General features: G+C 73.3%; 22 protein-coding genes. 13 read left to right on the top strand and 9 right to left on the bottom strand.

Translation table 11 applies throughout. The annotated features are described in order from the left end of the window. Window positions 1–20: 20 nt before the first annotated feature. From hemB to ABXS69_RS01150, 5 genes are read right to left on the bottom strand one after another with little or no spacing between them, the layout of a single operon-like run. Window positions 21–1,115, bottom strand: a complete 1,095-nt coding sequence (hemB, locus tag ABXS69_RS01130; RefSeq protein WP_366180793.1) for a porphobilinogen synthase — start codon at window positions 1,113–1,115, stop codon at window positions 21–23. Further along, window positions 1,112–2,035 (bottom strand): uroporphyrinogen-III synthase, encoded by a 924-nt coding sequence (locus ABXS69_RS01135; RefSeq protein WP_366180794.1) that lies wholly within the window; start codon window positions 2,033–2,035, stop codon window positions 1,112–1,114. Before ABXS69_RS01135 ends, hemB begins: the two co-directional genes overlap by 4 nt. After that, a complete protein-coding gene (gene hemC, locus ABXS69_RS01140; RefSeq protein ID WP_366180795.1) occupies window positions 2,032–3,054 on the bottom strand; it encodes a hydroxymethylbilane synthase in 1,023 nt (340 codons plus the stop codon). The genes ABXS69_RS01135 and hemC overlap by 4 nt, the downstream gene beginning before the upstream one ends. After that, entirely contained in the window at window positions 3,054–4,670 is a 1,617-nt protein-coding gene (locus ABXS69_RS01145; RefSeq protein ID WP_366180796.1) for an FAD-dependent oxidoreductase, read from the bottom strand. The genes hemC and ABXS69_RS01145 overlap by 1 nt, the downstream gene beginning before the upstream one ends. A gap of 53 nt (window positions 4,671–4,723) precedes the next feature. Beyond that, window positions 4,724–6,025 carry a uroporphyrinogen decarboxylase gene (locus ABXS69_RS01150; protein ID WP_366181494.1) on the bottom strand — a complete coding sequence of 434 codons (1,302 nt, stop codon included), beginning with the start codon at window positions 6,023–6,025 and terminating at the stop codon, window positions 4,724–4,726. A 259-nt stretch (window positions 6,026–6,284) separates the two neighbouring features. Here ABXS69_RS01150 and ABXS69_RS01155 point away from each other — a divergent pair, with 259 nt between their 5' ends. The 6 genes from ABXS69_RS01155 (at window position 6,285) to ABXS69_RS01180 (ending at window position 11,761) form a co-directional block, all read left to right on the top strand. Next, window positions 6,285–7,682: a glutamyl-tRNA reductase gene (locus ABXS69_RS01155; RefSeq protein WP_366180797.1), complete on the top strand. Its 1,398-nt coding sequence runs from the start codon at window positions 6,285–6,287 to the stop codon at window positions 7,680–7,682. Continuing rightward, complete coding sequence (locus ABXS69_RS01160) at window positions 7,679–8,980, top strand: ferrochelatase (protein ID WP_366180798.1); 1,302 nt, start codon at window positions 7,679–7,681, stop codon at window positions 8,978–8,980. Before ABXS69_RS01155 ends, ABXS69_RS01160 begins: the two co-directional genes overlap by 4 nt. Next, the gene (hemQ, locus tag ABXS69_RS01165) at window positions 8,977–9,759 is read left to right on the top strand and encodes a hydrogen peroxide-dependent heme synthase (protein ID WP_366180799.1); all 783 of its coding nucleotides are present in this window, start codon (window positions 8,977–8,979) and stop codon (window positions 9,757–9,759) included. Before ABXS69_RS01160 ends, hemQ begins: the two co-directional genes overlap by 4 nt. A gap of 75 nt (window positions 9,760–9,834) precedes the next feature. Then, entirely contained in the window at window positions 9,835–10,227 is a 393-nt protein-coding gene (gene trxA / locus ABXS69_RS01170) for a thioredoxin (protein WP_366180800.1), read from the top strand. A gap of 54 nt (window positions 10,228–10,281) precedes the next feature. Next, window positions 10,282–10,773, top strand: coding sequence for a DNA starvation/stationary phase protection protein (locus ABXS69_RS01175; RefSeq protein WP_366180801.1), 492 nt, complete (start codon window positions 10,282–10,284; stop codon window positions 10,771–10,773). A gap of 67 nt (window positions 10,774–10,840) precedes the next feature. Then, window positions 10,841–11,761: a macro domain-containing protein gene (locus ABXS69_RS01180; protein ID WP_366180802.1), complete on the top strand. Its 921-nt coding sequence runs from the start codon at window positions 10,841–10,843 to the stop codon at window positions 11,759–11,761. A 286-nt stretch (window positions 11,762–12,047) separates the two neighbouring features. On the opposite strand, the gene ABXS69_RS01185 is transcribed toward ABXS69_RS01180, so the two are convergent. After that, window positions 12,048–12,380, bottom strand: a complete 333-nt coding sequence (locus ABXS69_RS01185; protein ID WP_366180803.1) for a PspC domain-containing protein — start codon at window positions 12,378–12,380, stop codon at window positions 12,048–12,050. Window positions 12,381–12,532: 152 nt separating this feature from the next. On the opposite strand from ABXS69_RS01185, the gene ABXS69_RS01190 reads away from it, so the two are divergent. Genes ABXS69_RS01190 through ABXS69_RS01200 form a run of 3 tightly spaced genes read left to right on the top strand, consistent with a single transcriptional unit; the run spans window position 12,533 to window position 15,888 of the window. Next, on the top strand, window positions 12,533–13,213 hold the full coding sequence (locus ABXS69_RS01190; protein ID WP_366180804.1) for a TetR family transcriptional regulator: 681 nt from the start codon (window positions 12,533–12,535) through the stop codon (window positions 13,211–13,213). Continuing rightward, window positions 13,213–14,202 (top strand): ABC transporter ATP-binding protein, encoded by a 990-nt coding sequence (locus tag ABXS69_RS01195; RefSeq protein WP_366181495.1) that lies wholly within the window; start codon window positions 13,213–13,215, stop codon window positions 14,200–14,202. Before ABXS69_RS01190 ends, ABXS69_RS01195 begins: the two co-directional genes overlap by 1 nt. Before the next feature lie 3 nt (window positions 14,203–14,205). Next, window positions 14,206–15,888, top strand: a complete 1,683-nt coding sequence (locus tag ABXS69_RS01200; protein ID WP_366180805.1) for a hypothetical protein — start codon at window positions 14,206–14,208, stop codon at window positions 15,886–15,888. A 75-nt stretch (window positions 15,889–15,963) separates the two neighbouring features. Here the strand turns inward: ABXS69_RS01200 and ABXS69_RS01205 are convergent, their stop codons facing one another. Then, window positions 15,964–16,260, bottom strand: a complete 297-nt coding sequence (locus ABXS69_RS01205) for a hypothetical protein (RefSeq protein WP_366180806.1) — start codon at window positions 16,258–16,260, stop codon at window positions 15,964–15,966. 859 nt (window positions 16,261–17,119) lie between these two features. Here ABXS69_RS01205 and ABXS69_RS01210 point away from each other — a divergent pair. After that, entirely contained in the window at window positions 17,120–17,413 is a 294-nt protein-coding gene (locus tag ABXS69_RS01210) for a hypothetical protein (protein WP_366180807.1), read from the top strand. Window positions 17,414–17,599: 186 nt separating this feature from the next. On the opposite strand, the gene ABXS69_RS01215 is transcribed toward ABXS69_RS01210, so the two are convergent. Together ABXS69_RS01215 and ABXS69_RS01220 are read right to left on the bottom strand one after the other, a co-directional pair. Next, window positions 17,600–17,914 (bottom strand): pore-forming ESAT-6 family protein, encoded by a 315-nt coding sequence (locus ABXS69_RS01215; protein WP_159522660.1) that lies wholly within the window; start codon window positions 17,912–17,914, stop codon window positions 17,600–17,602. A 30-nt stretch (window positions 17,915–17,944) separates the two neighbouring features. Beyond that, window positions 17,945–18,280 (bottom strand): hypothetical protein, encoded by a 336-nt coding sequence (locus ABXS69_RS01220; RefSeq protein WP_366180808.1) that lies wholly within the window; start codon window positions 18,278–18,280, stop codon window positions 17,945–17,947. A 329-nt stretch (window positions 18,281–18,609) separates the two neighbouring features. On the opposite strand from ABXS69_RS01220, the gene ABXS69_RS01225 reads away from it, so the two are divergent. The 3 genes from ABXS69_RS01225 to ABXS69_RS01235 are packed head-to-tail and all read left to right on the top strand — an operon-like array spanning window position 18,610 to window position 21,527. Then, entirely contained in the window at window positions 18,610–19,845 is a 1,236-nt protein-coding gene (locus ABXS69_RS01225; RefSeq protein ID WP_366180809.1) for an FHA domain-containing protein, read from the top strand. Between the two features lie 39 nt (window positions 19,846–19,884). Continuing rightward, complete coding sequence (locus tag ABXS69_RS01230; RefSeq protein ID WP_366180810.1) at window positions 19,885–20,232, top strand: hypothetical protein; 348 nt, start codon at window positions 19,885–19,887, stop codon at window positions 20,230–20,232. After that, a complete protein-coding gene (locus ABXS69_RS01235) occupies window positions 20,232–21,527 on the top strand; it encodes an EsaB/YukD family protein (protein WP_366180811.1) in 1,296 nt (431 codons plus the stop codon). Before ABXS69_RS01230 ends, ABXS69_RS01235 begins: the two co-directional genes overlap by 1 nt. The last annotated feature ends 71 nt before the right edge of the window (window positions 21,528–21,598 follow it).

The raw sequence follows: 21,598 nt of genomic DNA on the forward strand, positions 1-21,598 counted from the left end.
GCGACGGGGCCGGAGTCGATTCACCGACCCGCTGCCCCCGTGCCCCGCAGCCCCTCGGCGATCTCGCGGGCCCAGTAGGTCAGCACCGTGTCCGCGCCGGCCCGCATGATCCCCAGCACCGACTCGGCGATGACGCGCTCGCGGTCGACCCAGCCGCGCTGCGCCGCCGCCTCCACCATCGCGAACTCGCCGCTGACCTGGTAGGCCGCCACCGGCACCGGGCTCGCCGCCGCCACGTCGGCCAGCACATCGAGGTAGGGGCCGGCGGGCTTGACCATGACGATGTCCGCCCCCTCGGCGACGTCGAGCATCGCCTCGCGCAGGCCCTCACGGCGGTTGGCCGGGTCCTGCTGGTAGGTGCGACGGTCACCCGTCAGCGTGGAGCCGACCGCCTCCCGGAACGGCCCGAAGTACGCCGAGGCGTACTTCGCCGAGTAGGCGAGGATCGCGACGTCGTCGTGCCCTGTGGCGTCCAGGGCCGCCCGGATCGCCGCGACCTGCCCGTCCATCATCCCCGACGGGGAGACCATGTGCGCCCCGGCCTCCGCCTGCGCCACGGCCATCGCCTGGTAGCAGGCCAGCGTGGAGTCGTTGTCCACCTCGCCGGCGCGTGGATCGCCCTCGGGGCGCAGCAGGCCGCAGTGCCCGTGGCTCGTGAACTCATCGAGGCAGGTGTCCGCGCACACGACGAGCGCGTCGCCCACCTCCTCGCGCACCGCCGCCACGCCCCGGTTGAGGATGCCCTCGGCCGCCCAGGCGCCGGACCCGGTCTCGTCTCGGCGCTCGGGCACCCCGAACAGGTCGATCGCCCCGACTCCCGCGGCCGCGCAGGCCGCCGCCTCACGCCGCAGCGAGTCGAGGGTGTGCTGGACGACGCCGGGCATCGCCTCGATGGGCCGCGGCTCATCGATGCCCTCGCGCACGAACAGCGGCTGGATGAGGCGGGCCGGGTCGATGCGTGTCTGAGCCACGAGCGCGCGCATCGCCGCCGTCGCGCGCAGCCGCCTGGGGCGGATGACGGGCCGCTTCGGAGCGGGCACTTCCCTGCTGGTCAGGACGCTGGCGGCCGGTGAGGTCGCGGGGTCGAGCGGGTTCGGCAGGACTGGCTGGGTCATGAGGGCTCCTCCGGAGTCGGTGCGTGGTGCGGGCGGGCGGGCCGAGGGCCCGTGGTGATCGCGATGGCGGCGCTGACGGCGCTCAGGACGCCGTGCGGCGTGGGGGAGTCGGCGACGGCGTCCGGCCCGAGCCCGAGCCGGGCCGCCTCGGCCGCGGTCGAGGGGCCGAGGGCGACGACGGCGGTACGGCGCCCCGCGCCCGCGGGCCGCGCGGGTGGCGGGCCCAGGAGCTCGTGCAGCGCCCGGGCGCCCGAGCCCGCGAGCAGGACGACGGCGTCGAAGCCGCCCGATGCCGGGTCCGCGGGGGAGCCCCAGGCCCGGGCGAGACCGGGCGGCAGGGAGTCGGCCGGGGCCGTCCGCGTCGAGTAGGCGGGCACGGCCTCCACCAGCCATCCCGCCTCCCGAAGGCCGTCGGCGAGCGCGGGATCGGCGATCGCCGAGGCCGGGAGCAGCAGGCGCCCGCGCCCCTCCGGGCGCTCCGCGCCGCTCGCGCCCTCCCCGTACGGGCCTGGGCTCTGCGGCCCTCCCACCAGGAGGGGCTCCCGCAGGAGGCCCGCCGCACCGCCGTCGGCGACGACGTCCGCCCGCCGGCCGATCGACTCCTCCAACGCCCTGGCCGTGCCCGGGCCGACCGCGGCGAAGCGCGTCGAGGCGGGAGCGCCCGCCAGGCTCATCGCCGCCAGCGCCCGCGCGCTCGTGAGCACCACCCAGGCGTAGGCGCCGGAGGCCAGGCGCTCCTGCGCCCGCGCCATCGCCCCGGAGTTCCCCGGGACGGTCTCGGTCAGCGCCACCGCGACGACCTCCGCCCCCGCCTCCTCCAGCGCCGCGGCGATGCGGTCGCCGGCCGCCCGCCGGGTCAGGAGCACCCGCGCCCCGGCCAGCGCCCCGGCCGCCCCGGCGGCGCGGAGGTCGCGCCTCACTGCCCCGCCTCAGACCGACGCGGTTTCGTCGCGCGAAGATCGGCGACATCCCCCGCGCCGCGTCCCAGCAGGTCAGAGGCGGCGCGGTGGCCCAGGGCCTCGGCGTCATCCAGGTTGCTGGCCCGCAGGCGCGAGCGCACCGCCTCCGTCCCCTTGACTGAGATGACCGCGGCGTCGAGGCGCAGGCCCCTCTCGTCGACCTGGGCGAGCGCGCCCACCGGCGCCGCGCAGCCCGCTTCCAGGCCCTCCATGACGGCCCGCTCGGCGACCGCCTCGGCCCGCGTCTCAGCATGATCGAGGGTGGCCAGCAAGGACGTGAGGAGTGGGTCGGCGTCGACGCGCGCCTCCACGGCGAGGGCGCCCTGGGCGGCCGCGGGCAGCATGACGCCCTCGTCGAAGGCCTCGGTGACGTGCCCTGTCAGGCCCAGCCGTCTCAGTCCCGCCATCGCCAGGACCACACCGTCCAGGTCCGGCTGGCGCGCCCCGAGAGGCCCATCGGGCCACACCTCGGCCCCGAGGACCCGCGACAGGCGCGTCGGCACGTTCCCCCGGATATCGATGATCCGGAGATCCGGGCGGCGCAGGAGGAGCTGGGCCGCCCGGCGCGGAGAGCCCGTCCCCACCCGCGCCTCGCGCGGAAGGTCGTCGAGGCCCCAGCCGTCTCGGGCGCACAGGGCGTCGAACGGGTCCTCCCTCTGGGGCACCGCCCAGACGCGCAACCCGTCCACGGGCGCTGTCGGCAGGTCCTTGAAGGAGTGGACGGCCAGGTCGCACTGGCCATCGAGCAGCGCCAAGCGCAGCGCGGCGGCGAAGGCCCCCACCCCGCCGAGGCTCGCCAGGGAGGAGGGGTCGACATCGCCCTGGGTGCGCACCGGCACGAGCTTGACCCCCACTCGCTCCCCGGCGGCCGCCGCGGCCCTTTCCAGCGCGCGGGCGATCGTCCCTGACTGGGCTCTGGCCAGCGCGGATGCGCGAGTGCCCAAGCGGATCGTCCTCGATGCGGGCATAGCGGATGCCATCAATCCTCCTCTGTTCCCCCGGGCTCAGCGTTCTGGGCGCCGGTCGGCCCGACCATCCCCGCCGCGCGCTCGCGGGCATGGGCGACGACGGCCGCGATCCCCGTGCCCGCCACCCAAGCGCCCGTGACGCTCAGGCGCGGGAGGCTCGCGACGGCCTCCTCCAGGCGCGCGGCGCGCTGCCGGTAGTCGGGCGTCGCAGGTGGAAGTGTCCCATCCCATCGGACGAGGCGGTGGTCCAACACGTCATCGAGCTCGATTCGCGCGCCGGTCAGGGCGGCGATGTCGTCGAGAGCGCCGGCCAGCGCGGGCTCGGGCCGCGGGCTGCCCGGCCGCCCGTAGGACAGCCGTAGCGCGGCCACGCCCTCGCCGTGACGGTCGCGCAGCCCCTCGGCGATCCACGGCCACTTCGCGTCCAGGTGGGACAGGGCCTTCGCCGCCACGGGGCAGGGGGCCGAGGACGGGCGAGCCGGCGCGACGAGCAGCCCCGAGCCCACCGGTGCCCCGGCGAGCCCCGGCGCGCGGGCGACGATCGTCAACCGCGCGATCGGCGCGCCGGAGGGGATGGCGATGCCGAGGGCGTCCGGGTCGAGCCCCGGCGCCCCGGCGAGGAGACGCAGCGCGGCGCGCGCCGAGCAGGCCAGGACGACGCGGCTCGCCCGGACCTCGCGGGGCGCTCCCACGGCGATGGGCTCGTCCGACGGAGTCGCCCCGCGCCCCGTGGGGGCCAGCGCCACGCGCCAAGGGCCCTTCCCGGCCGCGCCGAGCCTCCCGGCGCAGTCCTCCAGGCGCATCCCCCGCGCGCCCCAGCGGGTGAGCACCGTCCCGCCCGCGGACTCGATCGCCGCGCGCAGGGCTGCGGTGAGCCGGTGCATCCCGCCGACGACGCAGACCTCGCCGCTGCGACGCCCCGCCGGGCGGGAGCGCCGCTCCTCCAGCCGCGCGCGGATCGCCGCCTGGAGCGAGCCGAGGCGGATGACGTCAGCGCGCAGACCAGGCACGACGACGTCGGCGTCGAGCACGGAGGGATCGGCCGCGTGGATGCCGGCGACGATGGGGCGCACCAGCCGATCGAGGACGGCCTCGCCCATGCGGGCGCGCACGAGCGAGGCGAGGTCGCGCGGGTCGCTGGGGGAGGCGCCGACGCCGGCGGCGAGCTCGCCGTCGCGGGCGGCGCGGCGGGCCCCCGCCTCGCCGAGGAGCGCGACGACGTCGTCGGACAGCGGGTCGGCGGGGATGCCGAGGACCGCATCGCGCGGGAAGGGGTGGAGGGCCCATCCGCTCGAGCAGGGCCCCCCGGGGGCGGCGGTGGCGGCGTTGGCGCCGTCGCCGGCGGCCGCCGGGCCCGACCCGGCCATGGGCGGCAGGAAGAGCCCCGGGCGCCCGTGATGGGCGGTGGCCTCCAGGCCGAGGGCGTCGAGCATGGTGGCCACGGCCCCGCCGCGCAGGACGACGCTCTCGGCGCCCAGGTCCATCGCCACGCCGCCGATCTCAGCGCCCGCGATGAGGCCGCCGGTGTACCCGCGGGCCTCCACGAGGAGCGGGCGCAGCCCCGCGCGGGCGAGCTCCCAGGCCGCGGTCAGGCCCGCGACGCCCCCGCCGACGACGAGCGCGTCCACCTCTGATGGCGGTGAGGGCGGGGATGGGAGCCCTCCGCCCGCCCCTGCCGCGCTCACGCCGCGTCACCCCTTCCGGGCGTCGAGGGCTCCGGCCCGCCCACCCGGCCGTTCCAGCCCGCGAGGGCCGTGGCCTCCCATCCCTCGTCGCCGTGGGTGCGGGCCACGATGCGGGTGAGCACGTCCGGGTCGGTTGCCGGGGGGACGCCGTGGCCGAGGTTGAGCACGTGCCCCGGCGCGGCGCGCCCCGCCTCCAGGCAGGCGTCCACGGCGGGCCCGAGCACCGCCCAGGGCGCGGCGAGCAGCGCCGGGTCGAGGTTGCCCTGCACCGGGCACGCCCCCTCGCCCCCGAGCTCGCCGATCGCCCAGGCCAGATCCGTGCGGTCGTCCACGCCGACGGCGTCGGCCCCCGCGGCGCGCATGTCCGCCAGGATGCGGGCGGTGCCCGTGCCGAAGTGGATGAGCGGCACGCGCCCGCCCGCCGTGGGGGAGACGGCCCGAGCCGCGATCTCCAGGGCGCGCGCCGAGTGGGGAGCGACGCGCTCGCGGTAGTCCTCCGGGCTGAGGGCCCCGGCCCAGGAGTCGAAGAGCTGGGCGGCGCTGGCCCCGGCGCGGATCTGCAGGGCGATGAACTCGCCCGTGATCCGCGCGCACCAGTCCAGCAGCGCGTCCCAGGAGGCGGGGTCGGAGCGCATGAGCGTGCGCGCGGCCAGGTGGTCGCGGCTCGGCCGCCCCTCCACGAGGTAGGCGGCCAGGGTGAAGGGGGCCCCGCCGAAGCCGATGAGCGGCGTCCACCCCCAGGCGCCGCGCGAGTGGGCGAGGCCCGCCAGCGCCCGCTCCGGCAACCCGCCAGTGGCGCCAGGCCTCCCCGGGGCCCCGAGCTCGGCGACGACGGCGCGCACGGCCTCCTCGATGGCCGCTAGGCCGCTGGGGCCGGTGGGGGCCTCTCCCAGGGCGTGGGCGGTGAGCTCGGCGACGTCAGCGGGAGTGCGGATCGGGTGGTCGACGACGGGGCCCACCCCGGGCTCGATCTGTACCCCGACCCCGGCCAGGGCGAGGGGGACCATGATGTCGGAGAAGAGGATCGCGGCGTCGACGCCGTGGCGTCGCACGGGCTGGAGGGTCGCCTCGGCCGCGGTGGCGGGATCAAGGCAGGCCCCCAGCATCCCGGTCATGCCCGCTCCCCGCGCCTCGTGGTCGCGCAGCGCCCGGTACTCGGGCAGGGAGCGGCCGGCCTGGCGCATGAACCACACGGGGGGGCGGCTGGGACGCACGCCGCTCAGCGCCGCGAGGAGCGGGGGGAGGGCGTCGGCGCCATCACGGACAGGTGAATTAAAACAGGTGAGTGTTGTGGAAATGGGGGCCTCCGGTGGTATGTGACGCGGCGCGCTGATGGTGGATCGCCCGGCTGAGGGCTGCCTCGCCATGGTCCATGACGGTGGTCGCGCCTCCTTCCGGGAAGGGCTGATTGCTGGTGCGATATCGCGGGAAATAGGAGATGACGTGATGTCACAACTGGTTCCTGACGTGCCGACATGACGATTTCCGCTCGCAATTGAGTCGATGATCCGGATGCGTTATCGGCGCGCGCGGGACCGGTGATTCAATTCAAGCACTGTGACGATCCATCTCCTCTCAGCCGACCACCTCTCCCAGGGCCTCGACGTCGTCGCCCGCCTGGGGGTCAATCCTCGGCGCCTCGGTCCCGACATCCTCGCTGCTGTCCCTGGCCTGCGGGGCGTGCTCGTTCTGGCCACCTGCAACCGCCTCGCGGTCCTCCTCGATGAGCCGGACGGCGCCGTCACTCCTCCCCGCGGGCCGGGGGAGTCCTCGCTCGCCGTGCGCGAGGCGAGCGCCCTGCTGGAGCGGCGCGCGGGCATGCCCGAGGGCTCCGCCGGGCTCAGTGCCGTCCGCGGCGTCGACGCCTACCGCGAGCTCATCGCCACGGCGGCGGGCCTGCGCTCGATGGTCGTCGGCGAGCGCGAGATCGCCGGTCAGCTGCGCCGCTCCCTCGTCCGGGCCGCGGAGGAGGGGACCGTCTCGGCCGATCTGTGCCGGCTCGTCGAGCGGGCCTCGGCGGCCTCCCGCCGCGTCGCCCGGGAGACGGCGCTGGCGGGGGCGGGCCGCAGCCTCGTCGCCGTCGGCCTCGGCCTGGCCGCCCAGCGCATGCCGGCCCTGGAGGGGGCGCGCGTCGTCGTCGTCGGGACCGGGGCCTACGCGGGCGCCACCGTCGCCGCGCTGCGCGACAGGGGCGTGCGCGACATCGCCGTCCACTCCCACTCCGGCGCCCGTGCCGCCCACGCGGAGGGGCTGGCCCAGGGGCCCCGCGGCCACGGCGCCGGGACCGACCGCGCCACCGCCTTCGCGCGCAAGCGCGGCCTGGCCGTCGTCGGCCCCCACGAGCTCCCCGACTGTCTCGCGGGCGTCGACCTCGTCATCACCTGCCGCGGCCTGGGCAGCCCCGTCATCACCCGCGGGCTCATCGACGACGCCCTGTCCCGCCGCCGAGCCGCCCGAGAGCGGGCCTCGCAGGAGGCCGCCCACCCGCTCGTCATCCTCGATCTCGCGCTCAGCCGCGACGTCGACCCCGGCGTCGCCGACGCCCCCGGCGCGCTCCTCATCGACCTGCCCCGCATCCGCCAGGCCGTGCCCGCCGCGCAGACCGCCCAGGTGGAGGCCGCCGAGGCGATCGTCGCCGAGGAGGCGGGCGCCCTCGACAGGCTCATGGGCGGGCGCCGCATGGATCCCGTCATCCGAGCCCTGCGAGGCCGCGCCGAGGATGTGGTGGCCCGTGAGGCGGCCCGCCTGCGCCCCGTCGATGGCCGGGTGGACCTCGACGACGCCGTCCGCGCCCTGGAGCGCTTGGCCGCAGCCCTCATGCACGCCCCCAGCCAGGCCGCCCGCGCCGCCGGCGAGTCCGGCCGCGCGCAGGACTACCTCACCGCCCTCTCCATGGTCCTGGGGGGCATCGGCGTGCCCGACTCGCCCGCGCCCCGTGCGGGAGGCGCGCGATGAGCGATCCCCTCGCCCCCTACGACGCCGTCCTCCTCCTGTCCTACGGCGGCCCCCAGGGCCCCGACGACGTCCTGCCCTTCATGCGCAACGCCACCGCTGGCCGAGGCGTGCCCGACTCGCGCCTCGCGGAGGTCTCGGTCCACTACCAGCGCTTCGGGGGCGTCTCGCCGATCAACGCCCGTAACGCCGAGCTCCTGGAGGCCCTGCGCGCCGAGCTCGCCGCGCGGGGCTCGCGCCTGCCGGTGGCCATCGGCAACCGCAACTGGCACCCGTTCGTCTCCGAGGCCCTGCGTGGGCTCGCTGACGCCGGGGCGCGCCGCGTCCTCGCCCTGACCACCGCTGCCTACGGCTCCTACTCCGGGTGCCGCCAGTACCGCGAGGACCTGGCCGGCGCGCTCGCCCTCCTCGCCGCCGGCACCGACGGCGCCACGGGACAGGGCCCCCAGGCGGACGCCGCCGCGCGCGTCGGGGGCGCCGGGGGCGGCCCGGTCGACATGGTGGTCGACAAGACCCGGCCCTTCTACAACACCCCGGGCATGCTCCAGACCAACGCCGACGCCATCGTCGCCGCCTATGACGAGCTCGCCGCCCAGGGGATCCCCGCCGAAGCCGTCCGCCTCATCCTCGTCACCCACTCGATCCCGGTGGCCATGGAGCGCGGCTCAGCGCCTGATGCGCCCGGGGGCGGGGCGGCAGGCGCCGGCGCCCCGCCCCCAGTGCCCGGTCCGCCTCCCGTCCGCGAGCCGGGCGTCGCGGCGGACCTGTCCACGGAGATCAGCTATGTCGAGCAGCACCTGGGGCTGGCGCGCGTCCTGCTGCCGGTCCTCGCCCAGCGCCTGGGCCTGGACTCGCCGCCCGACCTCGACCTGGCGTACTGCTCGCGCTCCGGCCCGCCGCAGGCCCGCTGGCTCGAGCCCGACATCAACGACCGCATCACGGCCCTGGCCACGGCGCCCGAGCCCCCCGGAGGCGTCGTCGTCGCGCCCATAGGCTTCATCGCCGACCACATGGAGGTCGTCTTCGACCTGGACACCGAGGCCCGCCAGACCGCCGAGGCGCTGGCCATGCCCTACGCGCGGGCCGCCACCGCGGGCACGCACCCGGCCCTGGTCGCCTCGCTGGCGGACCTGCTGGCCGAGAGGGCCGCCGTCGCCCGGGGTGAGGGTGTCGTCCCGGCCAGCACGACGGGCGCCGGCCCTTTCCACACCGTCTGCCCCGACTCCTGCTGCCGCCCCGGCGGCGATCACGCCCATCACCCTCTCCGCCACACCGCCCACCGATCCGAGGAGGACTCATGACCACCGCGCCTGACAACGCCGCCCCCGGCATCCACCGCTTCGAGGACGAGGAGCGCCGCCCCCACCGCGACCCCCGCGACGCCGTCGACGTGGACTTCGACGCCATCAACGACCGCAACCACTACGCCCTGTGGGCCGTCCTGCGCCTCGCCTCGCCCCTGCCCGCCGACGACGCCGAGCGCGCCCGGATCGTGGCAGAGTCAGCGGGCTTCGTCGAGGCTGCGGGCGTGACCACTCGCGGCTGGTACGACGTCGCCGGATTCCGCTCCGACGCCGACCTGCTCATCTGGTGGCTCGACGACGACCCCGTCAGGCTCCAGGACGCCTACCACCGGCTGCGCGCCTCGGCGCTCGGCCGCCACCTGGAGCCGGTCTGGTCCTGCATGGGCCTGCACACCCCCGCCGAGTTCAACCGCCGCCACGTCCCCGCCTGCTTCGCGGGCACGGCCCCGCGCGACTGGTGCATGGTCTACCCCTTCGTGCGCTCCTACGACTGGTACCTCCTTCCCGATGAGGAGCGCAGCCGCATCATGGCGGCCCACGGCCGCAACGGCTTCTCGAAGTACCCCGACGTCAAGGGCTCGACGCTCGCCGCCTTCGGCATGAGCGACTACGAGTGGATCCTCGGTTTCGAGGCCGACGCCCTCGATCGTCTCGAGGGCGTCATCCACCATCAGCGCTACACGGAGGCCCGCCTCCACGTGCGCGTCGACACCCCCTTCTACACGGGCCGCCGCCTCGAGCCCCAGGCCTGGGCCGACCTCCAGCCCAGGGACTGAGCGCGGCCCCTCGGAATGCGCGTCGGGGCGCATCTGTTGTCCCGATCAGCCGCCGTCCATCCGAAAGGCAAACCCATGGCTCTGACCACCATCACCGGCAAGGAGTTCAACGCGACCGTGCGAGGCGAGGGCATCACGGTCGTCGACTTCTGGGCCTCCTGGTGCGGCCCCTGCATGCGCTTCGCCCCGGTCTTCGAGAAGGCCGCCGAGGCCAACCCGGACATCACCTTCGCCAAGATCAACACCGAGGAAGAGCCCGAGCTCGCCGGGGCCCTGGGCATCTCCTCCATCCCGACCCTCATGGCCTTCCGCGACGACGTCCTCGTCTACCGCGAGGCCGGCGCGCTTCCCGCCAAGGCCCTCGACGCCCTCATCGCGCAGATCCGCGACCTCGACATGGACGCCCTCAAGGCCGAGATCGCCAAGGAGCGGGCCGGGGAGCCGGCGGCCGACGGCGAGCGGGCCTGACCCCAGGATCATACGAATTACTTTTTAGAGCCAACCGAGAGTAAGGTAGCACCCATGAGCACGAAGACCGTCAGATCCGCCCCCGTCCGCATGTCCTTCACCGCCTCCGAGACCCTGAGCGGCCACCTCCAGGCCTCCCTGGTGGACGTCACCGCCCTCAGCCTGGTGGCCAAGCAGATCCACTGGAACGTCGTCGGCCCCAACTTCCGCGACCTCCACCTCAACCTCGACGAGGTCGTTGAGATCGCCCGTTCCGCCTCCGACGCCCTCGCCGAGCGCATGCGCGCCATCAACGTCGTGCCCGACGGCCGCCCCGGGACCATCGCCTCCAAGACGACCGTCCCCGAGGCCCCCGTCTCCCAGGTCATCACCAACGAGGCTGTGGACTACATCGTCTCGGCCATCGACGCCGTCGTGAAGACCCTGCGCGCCGTCCACGACGAGGTCGACGACGAGGACGCGATCTCCAGCGGCATCCTGGAGGACTACACCCAGCAGCTCGAGCAGCAGGGCTGGTTCCTCTCCGCCCAGAACTACACCGCCTGATCCCGACCGCGCGGCCGTGGGGCCGGATGGGGGCGACCCGTCCGGCCCCGCGCCGTACCCTGGCGCCATGACGAATCCGCCCACGCCGCCCGCGGCGACCGGTCCCGGGCCGCTCCGGCCGCGCACCGCCGCCGAGGGGCGCATCGCGATCCTCACCCAGTACTTCGCCACCGACGCCGTCAGCCATGGCGACGTCGCCTCCTTCCCGCCGCCCTCGGCCCTCGACGAGCTCCCCTTCGCCGAGCGCAGGCGCCTGCTCGACGGTCTGCTCACCATTCGCCCGCCCCGCCCCATCGGCGACGAGGACATGCGCGACGAGCTTGATGACATGCTCGCCGCCGAGTCCCGTGAGCGCGCCGCCGCGGCCGGCGACCCCGACGCCCTCGGCCTTCCCGTCCTGGCCGCCACCCACGGTGTGCCCGGTGCCCTGGGCGAGCGCGTGGCGCTGTGGGAGGGGGACCTCACCACCCTGCGCGCGGGAGCCGTCGTCAACGCCGCCAACGAGCGGATGCTCGGCTGCCGCGCGCCCGGCCACGCCTGTATCGACAACGTCATCCACGCCGTCGCCGGTCCGGGCCTGCGCGCCGAATGCGCCGAGTACATGGCGGGGCGCGCCGAGCGGGGCGAGGGGCTCGAGCCCGTGGGGCGCGCGGTCCTCACCGGCGGCTACCACCTGCCCGCCGAGCACGTCATCCACACGGTGGGGCCCGTCGTCGACGGCGGGGTGGTGGAGCCGCGCCATCGCACCCGCCTCGCGAGCTGCTACCGGGCGATCCTCGATACCGCCCAGGAAGCGGACCTGGGCTCCGTGGGCCTGTGCTCGGTGTCCACCGGCGCCTTCGGCTACCCCAAGGAGGAGGCGGCCCCGCTCGTGATCGCGACCCTTGAGGCTTGGCTCGCCGAGCACCCCGAATCGGAGCTGCGGATCGTCATCTGCGCCTTCTCCGCGGAGGATCGCGCCGCCTACGAAAGCGCGCTCGCGGCCTAGGGGGAGCGGGAGGACCCTGACCCCGGAGGCCGTCCGACCCGGGTGGGTGCCGCCTGGTCGCGCAGGGACTGTCTGGTCGCGCAGAAACCGCCTCGTCCCGCAGATACGGTCTGGTCCCGCAGAAACCGTCTCGGCCCGGCGTTGCGCCCTCAAACTGCGAGAATGAGGGCGCAACGCCGGGCCGAGACGGTATCGCTGGGGTGAGACGGTATGACCGGGCCGAGACGGTATCGCTGGGGTGAGGGCGCAAAGCGGGAGCCCGGTGGAGCCGCTCGCTCGGTCTCGCTCAGTCGGCGGCGGGCATGAGGACCCAGGCGATGGCGTACGCCAGCCACATGGGGCCGGGCAGCAGGGCCAGGGCCAGCGTGGCCAGGCGCACGAGGGTGGGGCTCACCCCCATGTCCTCCGCGATCCCGCCGCAGACCCCGGCCAGGAGCCGTTTGCGCGAGCGGTGGGGCAGCGAGGATCGCCAGGACTCAGTGTGCGCTGAGAAGGAGCCTTGCGCGTAAGTGGCGCCGCCGAAGCCGGTGGAGCAGGGCCCTGAGTGCTGGTCGCCTGGGTCGTAGGCCGGGCCGGAGGTGGTGGTCTCGGAGGTGGAGGAGTAGTCGGTCGTGCTCATGGCTCAAGCCTGCCCGGCGGCCGCGCTCCGGAGTATCGGGGGCCACCCTGATCCGTCCCTGAACCGCCCCTGACCAAGCGGCGCTAGGCCGGGCCGGCTGGCGCTGGCGCGATCTCTTGAAAGCGACTGAACGACTGTATAATATATTGGTCATGCGTTCAGCAGAGGATCGCAAAGAAGCCCCTCGCCAGCAGGATCTCACGGCGGTCGCCCGCATCCGCACCGCCGCCATGGCTCGTTTCGCCGCCGACGGCTTCAGTGCGGGTCTGCGCACCATCGCTGCCGATGCCGGGGTGACCGCCGGCCTCATCACCCACCACTTCGGTTCCAAGGACGGCCTTCGTCGGGCCTGCGACGCCGAGGTCCTGCGGCAGATGGATGAGGTCAAGCGGGACTCCGTCATCATGGGCGGCCCCGCCGACCTCCTCGCCCATCTCACCCAGGTGGAGGAGTACCTGCCCGCCTGCGCCTACGCCCTGCGCTCGCTGGCCGACGGCGGCGAGCTGGCGCGCGCCCTCATGGAGTCCTTCGTCGCCGAGACCGCCGCCCTCCTGGCCGACGGCGTCGCCTCCGGAACCATCACGCCGAGTCCGGATGACACCGCTCGCGCCCGCTACCTCGTCTACGCCGAGGCCGGTGCCCTCCTGCTCTACCTGAACTACGAGGCCCCCGACCCCGGCGACATCCAGGCGGCCGTGCGCGACTACTGCGCGCGCTACACCCCCATCTCCATCGCCCTCTACAGCCGGCCGCTCTTCACCGACCCCAGCATGTTCACCGCCTATCTCGACAGCGCCACCCCTCCCAACGACACCCCCCAGGAGGACGCATGATGCCCTCAGCCGCCACCGACCCCACCCCAGCGCTGGTCGTCGAGGCGACCGGATTGGTCAAGACCTTCGGGCGCGGCTCTCGCGCCACCCGCGCTCTCGATGGGCTCGACCTGAGCGTCGCGCCCGGCCAGATCCTGGGCTTCCTCGGGCCCAACGGAGCTGGCAAGTCCACCGCGCTGCGCATCCTGCTCGGAATGCTCCGCGCCGACTCCGGCACCGTCCGGCTCTTCGGGGCCGACCCCTGGGGCGCCGTCGCCGAGCACGAGCGCCTGGCCTATGCGCCTGGGGACGTCGCCCTCTGGCCCGACCTCACCGGCGGGCAGACGCTCGACGCGCTGGCCTCCTTGCGCGCCCGCGGCCCCAGCGGGGGGCGCCGCGCCGAGCTCATCGAGCGCATCGACCTTGATCCGACCAAGAAGGTCCGCGCCTACTCCAAGGGCAATCGTCAGAAGGTCGCCCTCATCGCCGCCCTGGAGAGCGACGTCGACCTCCTCATCCTCGACGAGCCCACCTCCGGCCTCGACCCTCTCATGGAGGAGGTCTTCCGCCAGTGCGTCGCCGAGGCCGCCGCCCGCGGCACCGCCGTCCTGCTCTCCAGCCACATCCTGTCCGAGGTGGAGAGCCTGGCCGACTCCGTGACCATCATCCGCGCGGGCCGCGCTGTCGAGTCCGGGAGCCTGGAGCGCATCCGCGCCCTGGCCCGCTCCCGGATCAGCGCCGTCGTCACGCATGATCCCCGGGGACTGGCCGAGGGCGGGCACTCCGCCCCGCGGGCCCCGGGCGTCCATGACCTCGTCATCACCGGTGACGAGGGAGTCTGGCGACTGAGCATGACCGTCGACGCCGATCACGTCGGGGACGTCATGGAGCGCCTGGCCGCGCTCGGATTGCGCTCGATCAGCGCCGCCCCGCCGAGCCTGGAGGAGATCTTCCTCCACCACTACTCGGCCGACGGCGCCGGCCCCTCCGCCGGCGGCGTGGAGGGCTGAGCCGTGGCGCCAGTGATCTCGCCGCTCACCCGCCTCACCCTGTGGCGCGACCGCCGCTCGGCGATCGGCTGGGCCCTCGGCGTCGCGCTCCTCACCGCCTACGCCGCGCTCGCGCTGACCGCCGTCTGCGCCACCGCTGAGGACCGCCGCGCCTTCGCCGTGGCCTACTCCAGCCCCATGGCCGCCATGTTCACCGGACCGGGCTATGGGCTCGACGCCGCCGATCCCTCCCTCGGCGCGATCCTCGCCACTACGGCGCTCGGCTACCTGGGGCTCATCGCGGTCCTCGCCGGGCTGCTCATGTCCATCGCCCGCACGAGGGCCGATGAGGAGATCGGTCCCGGCGAGCTCCTGCGCGCCGCCCCTGTGGGCCGATCCGAGGCGACGCGCGCCGCCCTGGCCTCCGCCGTGGTGGTCGGCTCCCTCATGGGGGCGGTCTTCTGCGTGATCACCATCGCCCTGGGCCTGGCGCCCCTCGACGCGCTCGCCGCCGGGCTCGGCCTGGCCGCGAGCACCGTCGCGGGAGCCGGCGGCGGGCTGGTGGTAGGGGCGCTCGCGGGCTCCGCGAGGGCGGCCCGGGGCCTGGGGGCCCTCCTCGTCGTCGCCTGGTACCAGCTGCGCGGGCTCGGGGACTCCAGCGCGAGCGCCGGCTGGCTGTCATGGACGACGCCGATCGGCCTCGTCCAGCAGGCTCGCCCTTGGGCGGGACTGCGGTGGGGGCCCCTAGTCCTGCTGGCGGCCGGCGCTGCCGTGCTCTGTGCCATCGGCCGCGTCCTCCACGCGCGCCGTGAGATGGGGGAGGGGGTCGCGAGGCTGCCCGCCTTCCGGGGGGAGCGGCGTCGGGGGCCCGGGGGCGCCGTCGCCTTGGCCCTGCGCGCGTCCGCGGCGACGCGGGGCTGGTGGCTCGTGGTCGGGCTCGTCTTCGCCCTCGTCTATGGGGCGTTCGCCCCTCAGGTGGAGTCGAGCCTGGCCGCCATGTTCGAGGACAATCCGACGCTGCGGGCCTTCGTGGGAGGGGAGTTGACGGTGCAGGCCTATCTGGTGCTCATCGTCACCTATGGCGGGCTCCTCCTGGCGGCGTGCGCCGTTGCCCTGGCCTCCGCCGCAGCGGGGGAGGAGGCTGCGGGCCGGGTGGCCGTGATGCTCGCCGGGCCCATCACCCGGGGGCGCTGGCTCCTGGGCCATGCCGCGGTCGTGGTGGCGGGTGTGGTCTCGATGGGGGTGGCGATCGCCGTGAGCCTGGCGGCCTCGGCGATCGTCCCGCTCGTCGTCCAGGGGAGCGGGGCGGCGGCTGAGCCGTGGGTGCTCGCGGCGGGCGTCGCGGCGGGGTGCGCGTCCACCCTCCCGGCGGCGCTGCTGCTCGGTGCGCTCACCCTGGCCGCCCACGCGATCGTCCCCCGAGCGAGCCGGATGATGGGGTGGGGTGTGCTTCTTCTCGCCACGTGCGTGACCGTTCTGGGACGGGCTCTCAAGGCCCCGCAGTGGCTGCTCGACCTCTCGCCCTTCACGCGCCTGCCGTCGCTTCCGACGGCGAGCGCCGGGCGCGCGGAGGGGAGTGGTGAGGCGTGGGGCGCCATCCTTGGGACGCCGCAGTCATGGGTCGGGCCCGGTGCGTGCCTGGTGGTGGCTGGCGTTCTCCTCGCCCTGGCGGCCGTCTCCCTGCGCCACCGCGATCTCGTGGGGTGAGCGGTGACGGATCCTCTGGGGCGGGCCACCGGCTCCGCGTGGGCGCTACCGCGCCATGCGCCCCGCCTTGAGGGATCACGACGCCGACGGCGCCTGCCCGGTGGTCGCGTCCCCTGCCTCCTGGGCGGCCTTGGCGGCTTGCTCTGCTTTCTTGGCGGCTCGGCGGGCCCGGTCGCGCTCCCTGCGGCGGGCCAGGGCGGCCTGGCGCTTGTCCCACTGGGCGGCCCCGTCGGCCATCCACTGCGGGATGAACTCCGGATCACGCGGGTAGAGCCCCAGCTCCACATAACACGAGTGCGGCGCCGGACGCTCAGGGCCCTCAGGCTCATCGAAGACCGGCTCCCTCATCCAGTCCAGCTCACTGCACAGCACCCACTCACCAGCCACCATCCAGACATGAGCGCACGTCCACGCCCCACGACCAGGCAGCGCCTGGGAGGCGCGAAGGGCCGTAAATTTGAACGAAATATCCGAAGGAAGGTAGACTGATTTCTTCTCGCCATCCACCACTAGCCAATTTACGCTCATACCCGAACGTCCGATCCCAGCCGCTTCATGATCGAAGCGCTCAAAACCGGGAATCGCCTGAGCCCATTCTCGAACATAAGATTCGAGGTCACCAGTTCCCTGCCCGATAATCGATGACACCATTTTAGTCGTCCCTCCTATTCCAAGGCGGCATCGTCGACGGCCCGATTTCCGTATGGATTGCCCTTGACGACGCCATTTCGATCTGTCCATTTAACCATGAATTCTTCTGGTACTCGGGATGCGGGGTCCAGGCGCCACCTCGCCAACCGGCTCCCTGGAGGGCCTGGACCCCGCATCCCGAGTACCAGAGAAGTTCGATGTCTCCTGGATCGATGGACAGGGCGTGGGCAGAAGGAAAAATTATCCGAATAAGGCGATTCTTGATGATGGCTCACGATGAATACCTTCGGAGAGAGGAGGGGGCGCGCCCGTGGTGAGGTGTGATGATTTTGAGGGCCTTGAGGCTGCGATCCGCGAGTGGGTCCAAGGGGTGCCGGGGTTCGAGCGCTTCGACTCTGAGATGGTCGGGGTCGGCCGTGTTGTAAGCGGTAGGGACTGGTTGACGGTGGATGGTGAGAGGAGGTCCGTCAGGCTTCCGCTCGGTATCGGGTCCGGGCTTGGGAGTCTGCGTGATTGGCAGGCGCTGCCTGGTCGTGGGGCGTGGACGTGCGCTCATGTCTGGATGGTGGCTGGTGAGTGGGTGCTGTGCAGTGAGCTGGACTGGATGAGGGAGCCGGTCTTCGATGAGCCTGAGGGCCCTGAGCGTCCGGCGCCGCACTCGTGTTATGTGGAGCTGGGGCTCTACCCGCGTGATCCGGAGTTCATCCCGCAGTGGATGGCCGACGGGGCCGCCCAGTGGGACAAGCGCCAGGCCGCCCTGGCCCGCCGCAGGGAGCGCGACCGGGCCCGCCGAGCCGCCAAGAAAGCAGAGCAAGCCGCCAAGGCCGCCCAGGAGGCAGGGGACGCGACCACCGGGCAGGCGCCGTCGGCGTGACCCCGGCGTGAGCGGCGTGGTTGTGACGTGAGGCTGTGTGGGGGCTGAGCGCATAGCGCGCGGCCCCCACACAGCCTCCAAGTCTCCGAAGATTCTGAAAGATCCGCAGTACCGGCCGTCAAGCGGCTCTCATGCTGTCGCGGCTCCCCGGGTCATGCCTCCTGGGTGACGAGAGTGGGTGGCGTCTTAGCCGCCGATCTCCTGGACCGCGGCGGCGGCCGCCTTCAACGCCGCGGACGCGGTGTCGTCATTGGACTGCATGGACGAGCGTAGCGTCGTGATGATCGTCTTCACCTCGGACGCCGCGGTCTTCCAATTCTGCTCCTTCGCGTGATACTCCTCCGAAACGCCGTCAGCCTGGTACTGCGCCATCGCGGCCCTCACGTCGGCATCACGCTGATCGATCAACGACTCAAGTCGGGACGCCACCGACTCAAAATTCGACTGCGCCTCACTGGACGCTCCCATGTCAAAAGACCGCTGCTCAACATTGTTCGCCATCTCAAACTCCTCCAGTGCTCGGCAAGCGGATCAGGCCCTTGGCCCGAACGCCGCCCCATCAAAATTCGCTCCCGACTCGGCCTGCCTCGTCGACTCGACCATATCGGCCACGCCCTTCGTGAATGCCGAATCCATCCCCTTGATGCCGCCCAGAACCGACGCCAGCGCTCCGTTCAAATCGTTGGCCACCTGGTCCGTCCGCCCCTTGAACGAGTCGAACGCGGCTCGCGCGGCCCCATTGAACCGCCCTTCCAGCGGCTCAGCCGCCGCCACCAATTTCTTGACCAGACTTCCCAGATCGTCATGAGACGTCGACGTCTTCTTCGTCAACTCAGACAGCGCCGACTCGGCCATATCGAACTTCATACCAAGGACCTCCATCCTCCGGGCTCGAAGCGCTCAGGGCCAGCGGGCGGCCCGCCCACCAACCTGATCACAAAACCGCAACACACAGCGGCAGCCGCACCCTAGCAGACCCTCCCATCAGGCACGAGAACCCACCGCCGCGCGCCCCAGCCCACCACTCCACGGCATCCCACTCATCCCACCGCGAACCCCGCCCGCGCCCCCATGCCCTAACCCCTAGCGGGACAAGCCCCACGCCAACGTGGGACAACGGACATGCCACGCACCCACCCCCATCGCTACAGTGACAGCAGCCCCGCCACCGGCCCACCACCCCAGGAAGGACCCCCATGACACCCCAGCCCGAGGCACACGCCCAACCCGCCTCGGACAGCCGGCCATGGGTTCCCGCCGGCCTCATCGCCGTGCTCGCCGCCGACATCATCGACGTCGTCCTCGCGACCGCCCCACTGGCGGCGGGCCTCGTCCTGCCGGGTCCAGCCTGGGTCCGACTCGTCCTCATCATCATGTGTCCCCTCGCCGTTCTTCACCTCCTCGACTGCCATGGTCGGCACGGGCGGTGGGCAGGAGGGGCGCTTCTCGGGCTCCGCACGGTCGACGAGGAGGCCGGGCTCCCCACGGGAACGCCACGCGGCCTCATTGCGCAGGCCGCGCTGGGGCGCGCCGTTGGGGCGATGACCGTTGACGCGCGCCGCGGCCCCGATCCATCTCGCGGCCCCCTCGGTGAGGCGCCCAGGATCGAGACCCCCGCCCCTAGGCGTCCCCGCTGCTCCTCCGACCGGGATCAGTCGATCCTCGGGCTGGGGCGCTCCTCACACGGTAAGCCCGCGCTCGATGAAGGGCGCCACCGCCCTGCGTCCCCTCAGCGCGAGATGGCCCCGTCTCCCTTCAGGCGCTCCCGGGTCGAGGCCCGCCCCTCTACGCTCCCCGCCTCCCAGGCCGACCACCACAACGCCGCATGGGCCACGCCGCAACCGGGGCCACCGCGCCCCTCCGACGTCCCGCCCCCACCGCCCGCGCCCAGCGCGGCCGCCTTCGGCCCCGCCCCCGCCCCACCTGCCTCTCAGCCATGGCCGCCCAGCGCTCCAGCGCCCCGATCCACCCGGATGGATATCAGTGCCCCCGCGCCTTCAACGGCGTCCCCGACGGCTCCCCCGGGACTGCCGCCCGCAGTGTCCCCGCATCCCAGCCTTCCCCCAACCGCGCCCATCCCGTCGCCGCAGTACGCGCTCCGCCTGCGCTCCGCCCATGGGTGGACGTGGCTCCTGTCCTCGCCCACGATCATCGGTGGCGCGACGCGGCAGATCCCAGCGCTCGCCCCTCACGGCACCGTGGACATCCCAGCAACGGGAGATGCTCTTTCCGACAACCATGCGCATCTCGAGCTCCTTGACGGCTCTCTCTACCTGGCCGATCTCGGCTCGGCCAGCGGCACCCGGATCATCGGCCTAGGCGGCGTCATCCAGCAATGCGCCCCCTCGACGCGATACCGGGTCCCCCTTCCCTGCACGATCGAGTTGGGCGCGGTGAGACTCTCCGCCGAGCTGGAGAGGCTCCCCGCATGATCCGAGCCAGGCGCGCGGCGCTCACAGGAGGTGGGCGGCATGCCGCGTGACAACGACTCCGCCATCCTTGAATCCGCGAAGGTCCACCACGCCCGGCTGAGGATCGCCTTGCTGCGCGGGCGATCCTCGATGAAGGTCCGACGCACGGTCTCCGCGATGATCGGCTCGCTGGTAGTCGCCGCGCTCATCGGCGCCGGCTGCGTCGGCTACGGCTATCTCTCCACGCACCTGGACTCGATCCGCTACCCATCCGGGACGCGTGGCGCTCCCACGAGCGAGACGACCCCGCGCACGACCCAGGAGCCTGTGCAGGCCCCTGTCACCCGGGGCACCACCCCGGACGCCGTCTCAGATCCAGACTCCTCGGAACAGGTGAGCGACCAGTGATGCCCTACACCCGACTGACCCTCGTCACCGAGCGCTCTCGCGCGGAGGCGGTCCTGCCGTCGGATGAGCCGATGGGCGTCCAAATGCCCATGCTCATGGATCTGCTCGGGCTGACCGTCGGGAACCAGATCCCCTCAGTCAGCCTCGTCAGGCCCGATGGAGCGCTAGTCGATCTCGAGCTCGACCTCGCCGCGCAATCCGTTTTCGACGGCGAGATCATCAGAGTCGTCGCCGAAGACCAGGCCCCCGCGCCCATGCAGGTCGCCGACATCTCGAACGGCCTGGCCGAGGCCACCGACACTCACCCGGATCGATGGTCCGAGCGCGACCGCATGCGCTTGGTCGGCTCGATCACTGCGATCGCCCTCGCGTCAGCGATCTGGCCGTGGGCCTCCGATGCCGCCAGTGCCTCCTCGGCATGGGGCGTCCTCGTGCCTGGCGCCCTGGCCGTGGTGGCTGAGTCGATCGTCGCGGCCGCGTCCAACAGGCACCGCGCCGTCGTCGGCACCTTGGGAGGACTCCTCGCTTGCGGACTCCTCCTGCCGGGAGCCTGGGCGGCGTACGTCGCCGGCGCCACCATTCCCTCGGTCATCCTCCTCCTCGTGTGCGCGGGCGCGCACTGCCTGGGCCAGCATCGCATCGGCTGGGCCTCGGGGACGCTCCTCGGGCTCGGGCTCGTCGGAATATGGGTCGCTCTCGACAGGGTCGCGGCATCCAGCGAGATCGCCCACGGCGCCATGGGACTGATATGCCTCATCGTCCTGGGAGTTCTGCCATGGTCGGCACTGACGTCCTCGGGGATCTCCCGCCTCGATGACGAGGCCATGGCCGGCCGCCTGACCGACCGCCATCGCCTCCACCGGAGCATCAGGCACGCCCACGACCACCTTCTCAGCGCGGTCCTCGTCACCGCGATCGGTCTGGGCGCGTCCGTCTCCGCCCTCGCCGCGCACACCGACCCATGGGCGATCGCCCTGACCCTGTGCCTGAGCCTGACAGCGCTCCTGCGCTCGCGCGCCTTCCCCCTGACCGCCGAGGTCGCCGCGCTCTGGCTGGCCGCGCTCGTCCCCGTGCTCGTCCTGTCCACGCGCATTCCCGAGGCCTCCAGGCCATGGGCGATCGGCGCGGCTGCCATCCTCATCACGACCACCAGCCTGCTGAATCCAGCAGCGCGTGATCGTATCCGCCTGCGGCGGATCGGGGACAGGCTCGAGACGCTGGCGACGGTTGCCACTTTCCCCCTGCTATGCGGGCTGTCTGGCCTCTACTCGCATCTACTGGCGGTGCTCGCATGACGGCGCGGGCGCGGCGCACGGCGGGAGGGCCTCTCGGGGCGCTTCGACGATGGGGCACGCTCATCGGCGGG

Source organism: Actinomyces timonensis, from assembly GCF_040702965.1.
Lineage (GTDB): Bacteria > Actinomycetota > Actinomycetes > Actinomycetales > Actinomycetaceae > Actinomyces > Actinomyces timonensis_A.

Excerpts from the sequence above, each read along its gene's own strand:
- ABXS69_RS01225 (WP_366180809.1), top strand. The coding sequence starts at position 18,610 with ATGACACCCCAGCCCGAGGCACACGCCCAACCCGCCTCGGACAGCCGG.
- ABXS69_RS01195 (WP_366181495.1), top strand. The coding sequence starts at position 13,213 with ATGCCCTCAGCCGCCACCGACCCCACCCCAGCGCTGGTCGTCGAGGCG.
- ABXS69_RS01185 (WP_366180803.1), bottom strand. The coding sequence starts at position 12,380 with ATGAGCACGACCGACTACTCCTCCACCTCCGAGACCACCACCTCCGGC.
- ABXS69_RS01160 (WP_366180798.1), top strand. The coding sequence starts at position 7,679 with ATGAGCGATCCCCTCGCCCCCTACGACGCCGTCCTCCTCCTGTCCTAC.
- ABXS69_RS01220 (WP_366180808.1), bottom strand. The coding sequence starts at position 18,280 with ATGAAGTTCGATATGGCCGAGTCGGCGCTGTCTGAGTTGACGAAGAAG.
- ABXS69_RS01235 (WP_366180811.1), top strand. The coding sequence starts at position 20,232 with ATGCCCTACACCCGACTGACCCTCGTCACCGAGCGCTCTCGCGCGGAG.
- trxA (WP_366180800.1), top strand. The coding sequence starts at position 9,835 with ATGGCTCTGACCACCATCACCGGCAAGGAGTTCAACGCGACCGTGCGA.
- ABXS69_RS01190 (WP_366180804.1), top strand. The coding sequence starts at position 12,533 with ATGCGTTCAGCAGAGGATCGCAAAGAAGCCCCTCGCCAGCAGGATCTC.
- ABXS69_RS01230 (WP_366180810.1), top strand. The coding sequence starts at position 19,885 with ATGCCGCGTGACAACGACTCCGCCATCCTTGAATCCGCGAAGGTCCAC.
- hemB (WP_366180793.1), bottom strand. The coding sequence starts at position 1,115 with ATGACCCAGCCAGTCCTGCCGAACCCGCTCGACCCCGCGACCTCACCG.
- ABXS69_RS01180 (WP_366180802.1), top strand. The coding sequence starts at position 10,841 with ATGACGAATCCGCCCACGCCGCCCGCGGCGACCGGTCCCGGGCCGCTC.
- hemQ (WP_366180799.1), top strand. The coding sequence starts at position 8,977 with ATGACCACCGCGCCTGACAACGCCGCCCCCGGCATCCACCGCTTCGAG.
- ABXS69_RS01215 (WP_159522660.1), bottom strand. The coding sequence starts at position 17,914 with ATGGCGAACAATGTTGAGCAGCGGTCTTTTGACATGGGAGCGTCCAGT.
- ABXS69_RS01175 (WP_366180801.1), top strand. The coding sequence starts at position 10,282 with ATGAGCACGAAGACCGTCAGATCCGCCCCCGTCCGCATGTCCTTCACC.
- hemC (WP_366180795.1), bottom strand. The coding sequence starts at position 3,054 with ATGGCATCCGCTATGCCCGCATCGAGGACGATCCGCTTGGGCACTCGC.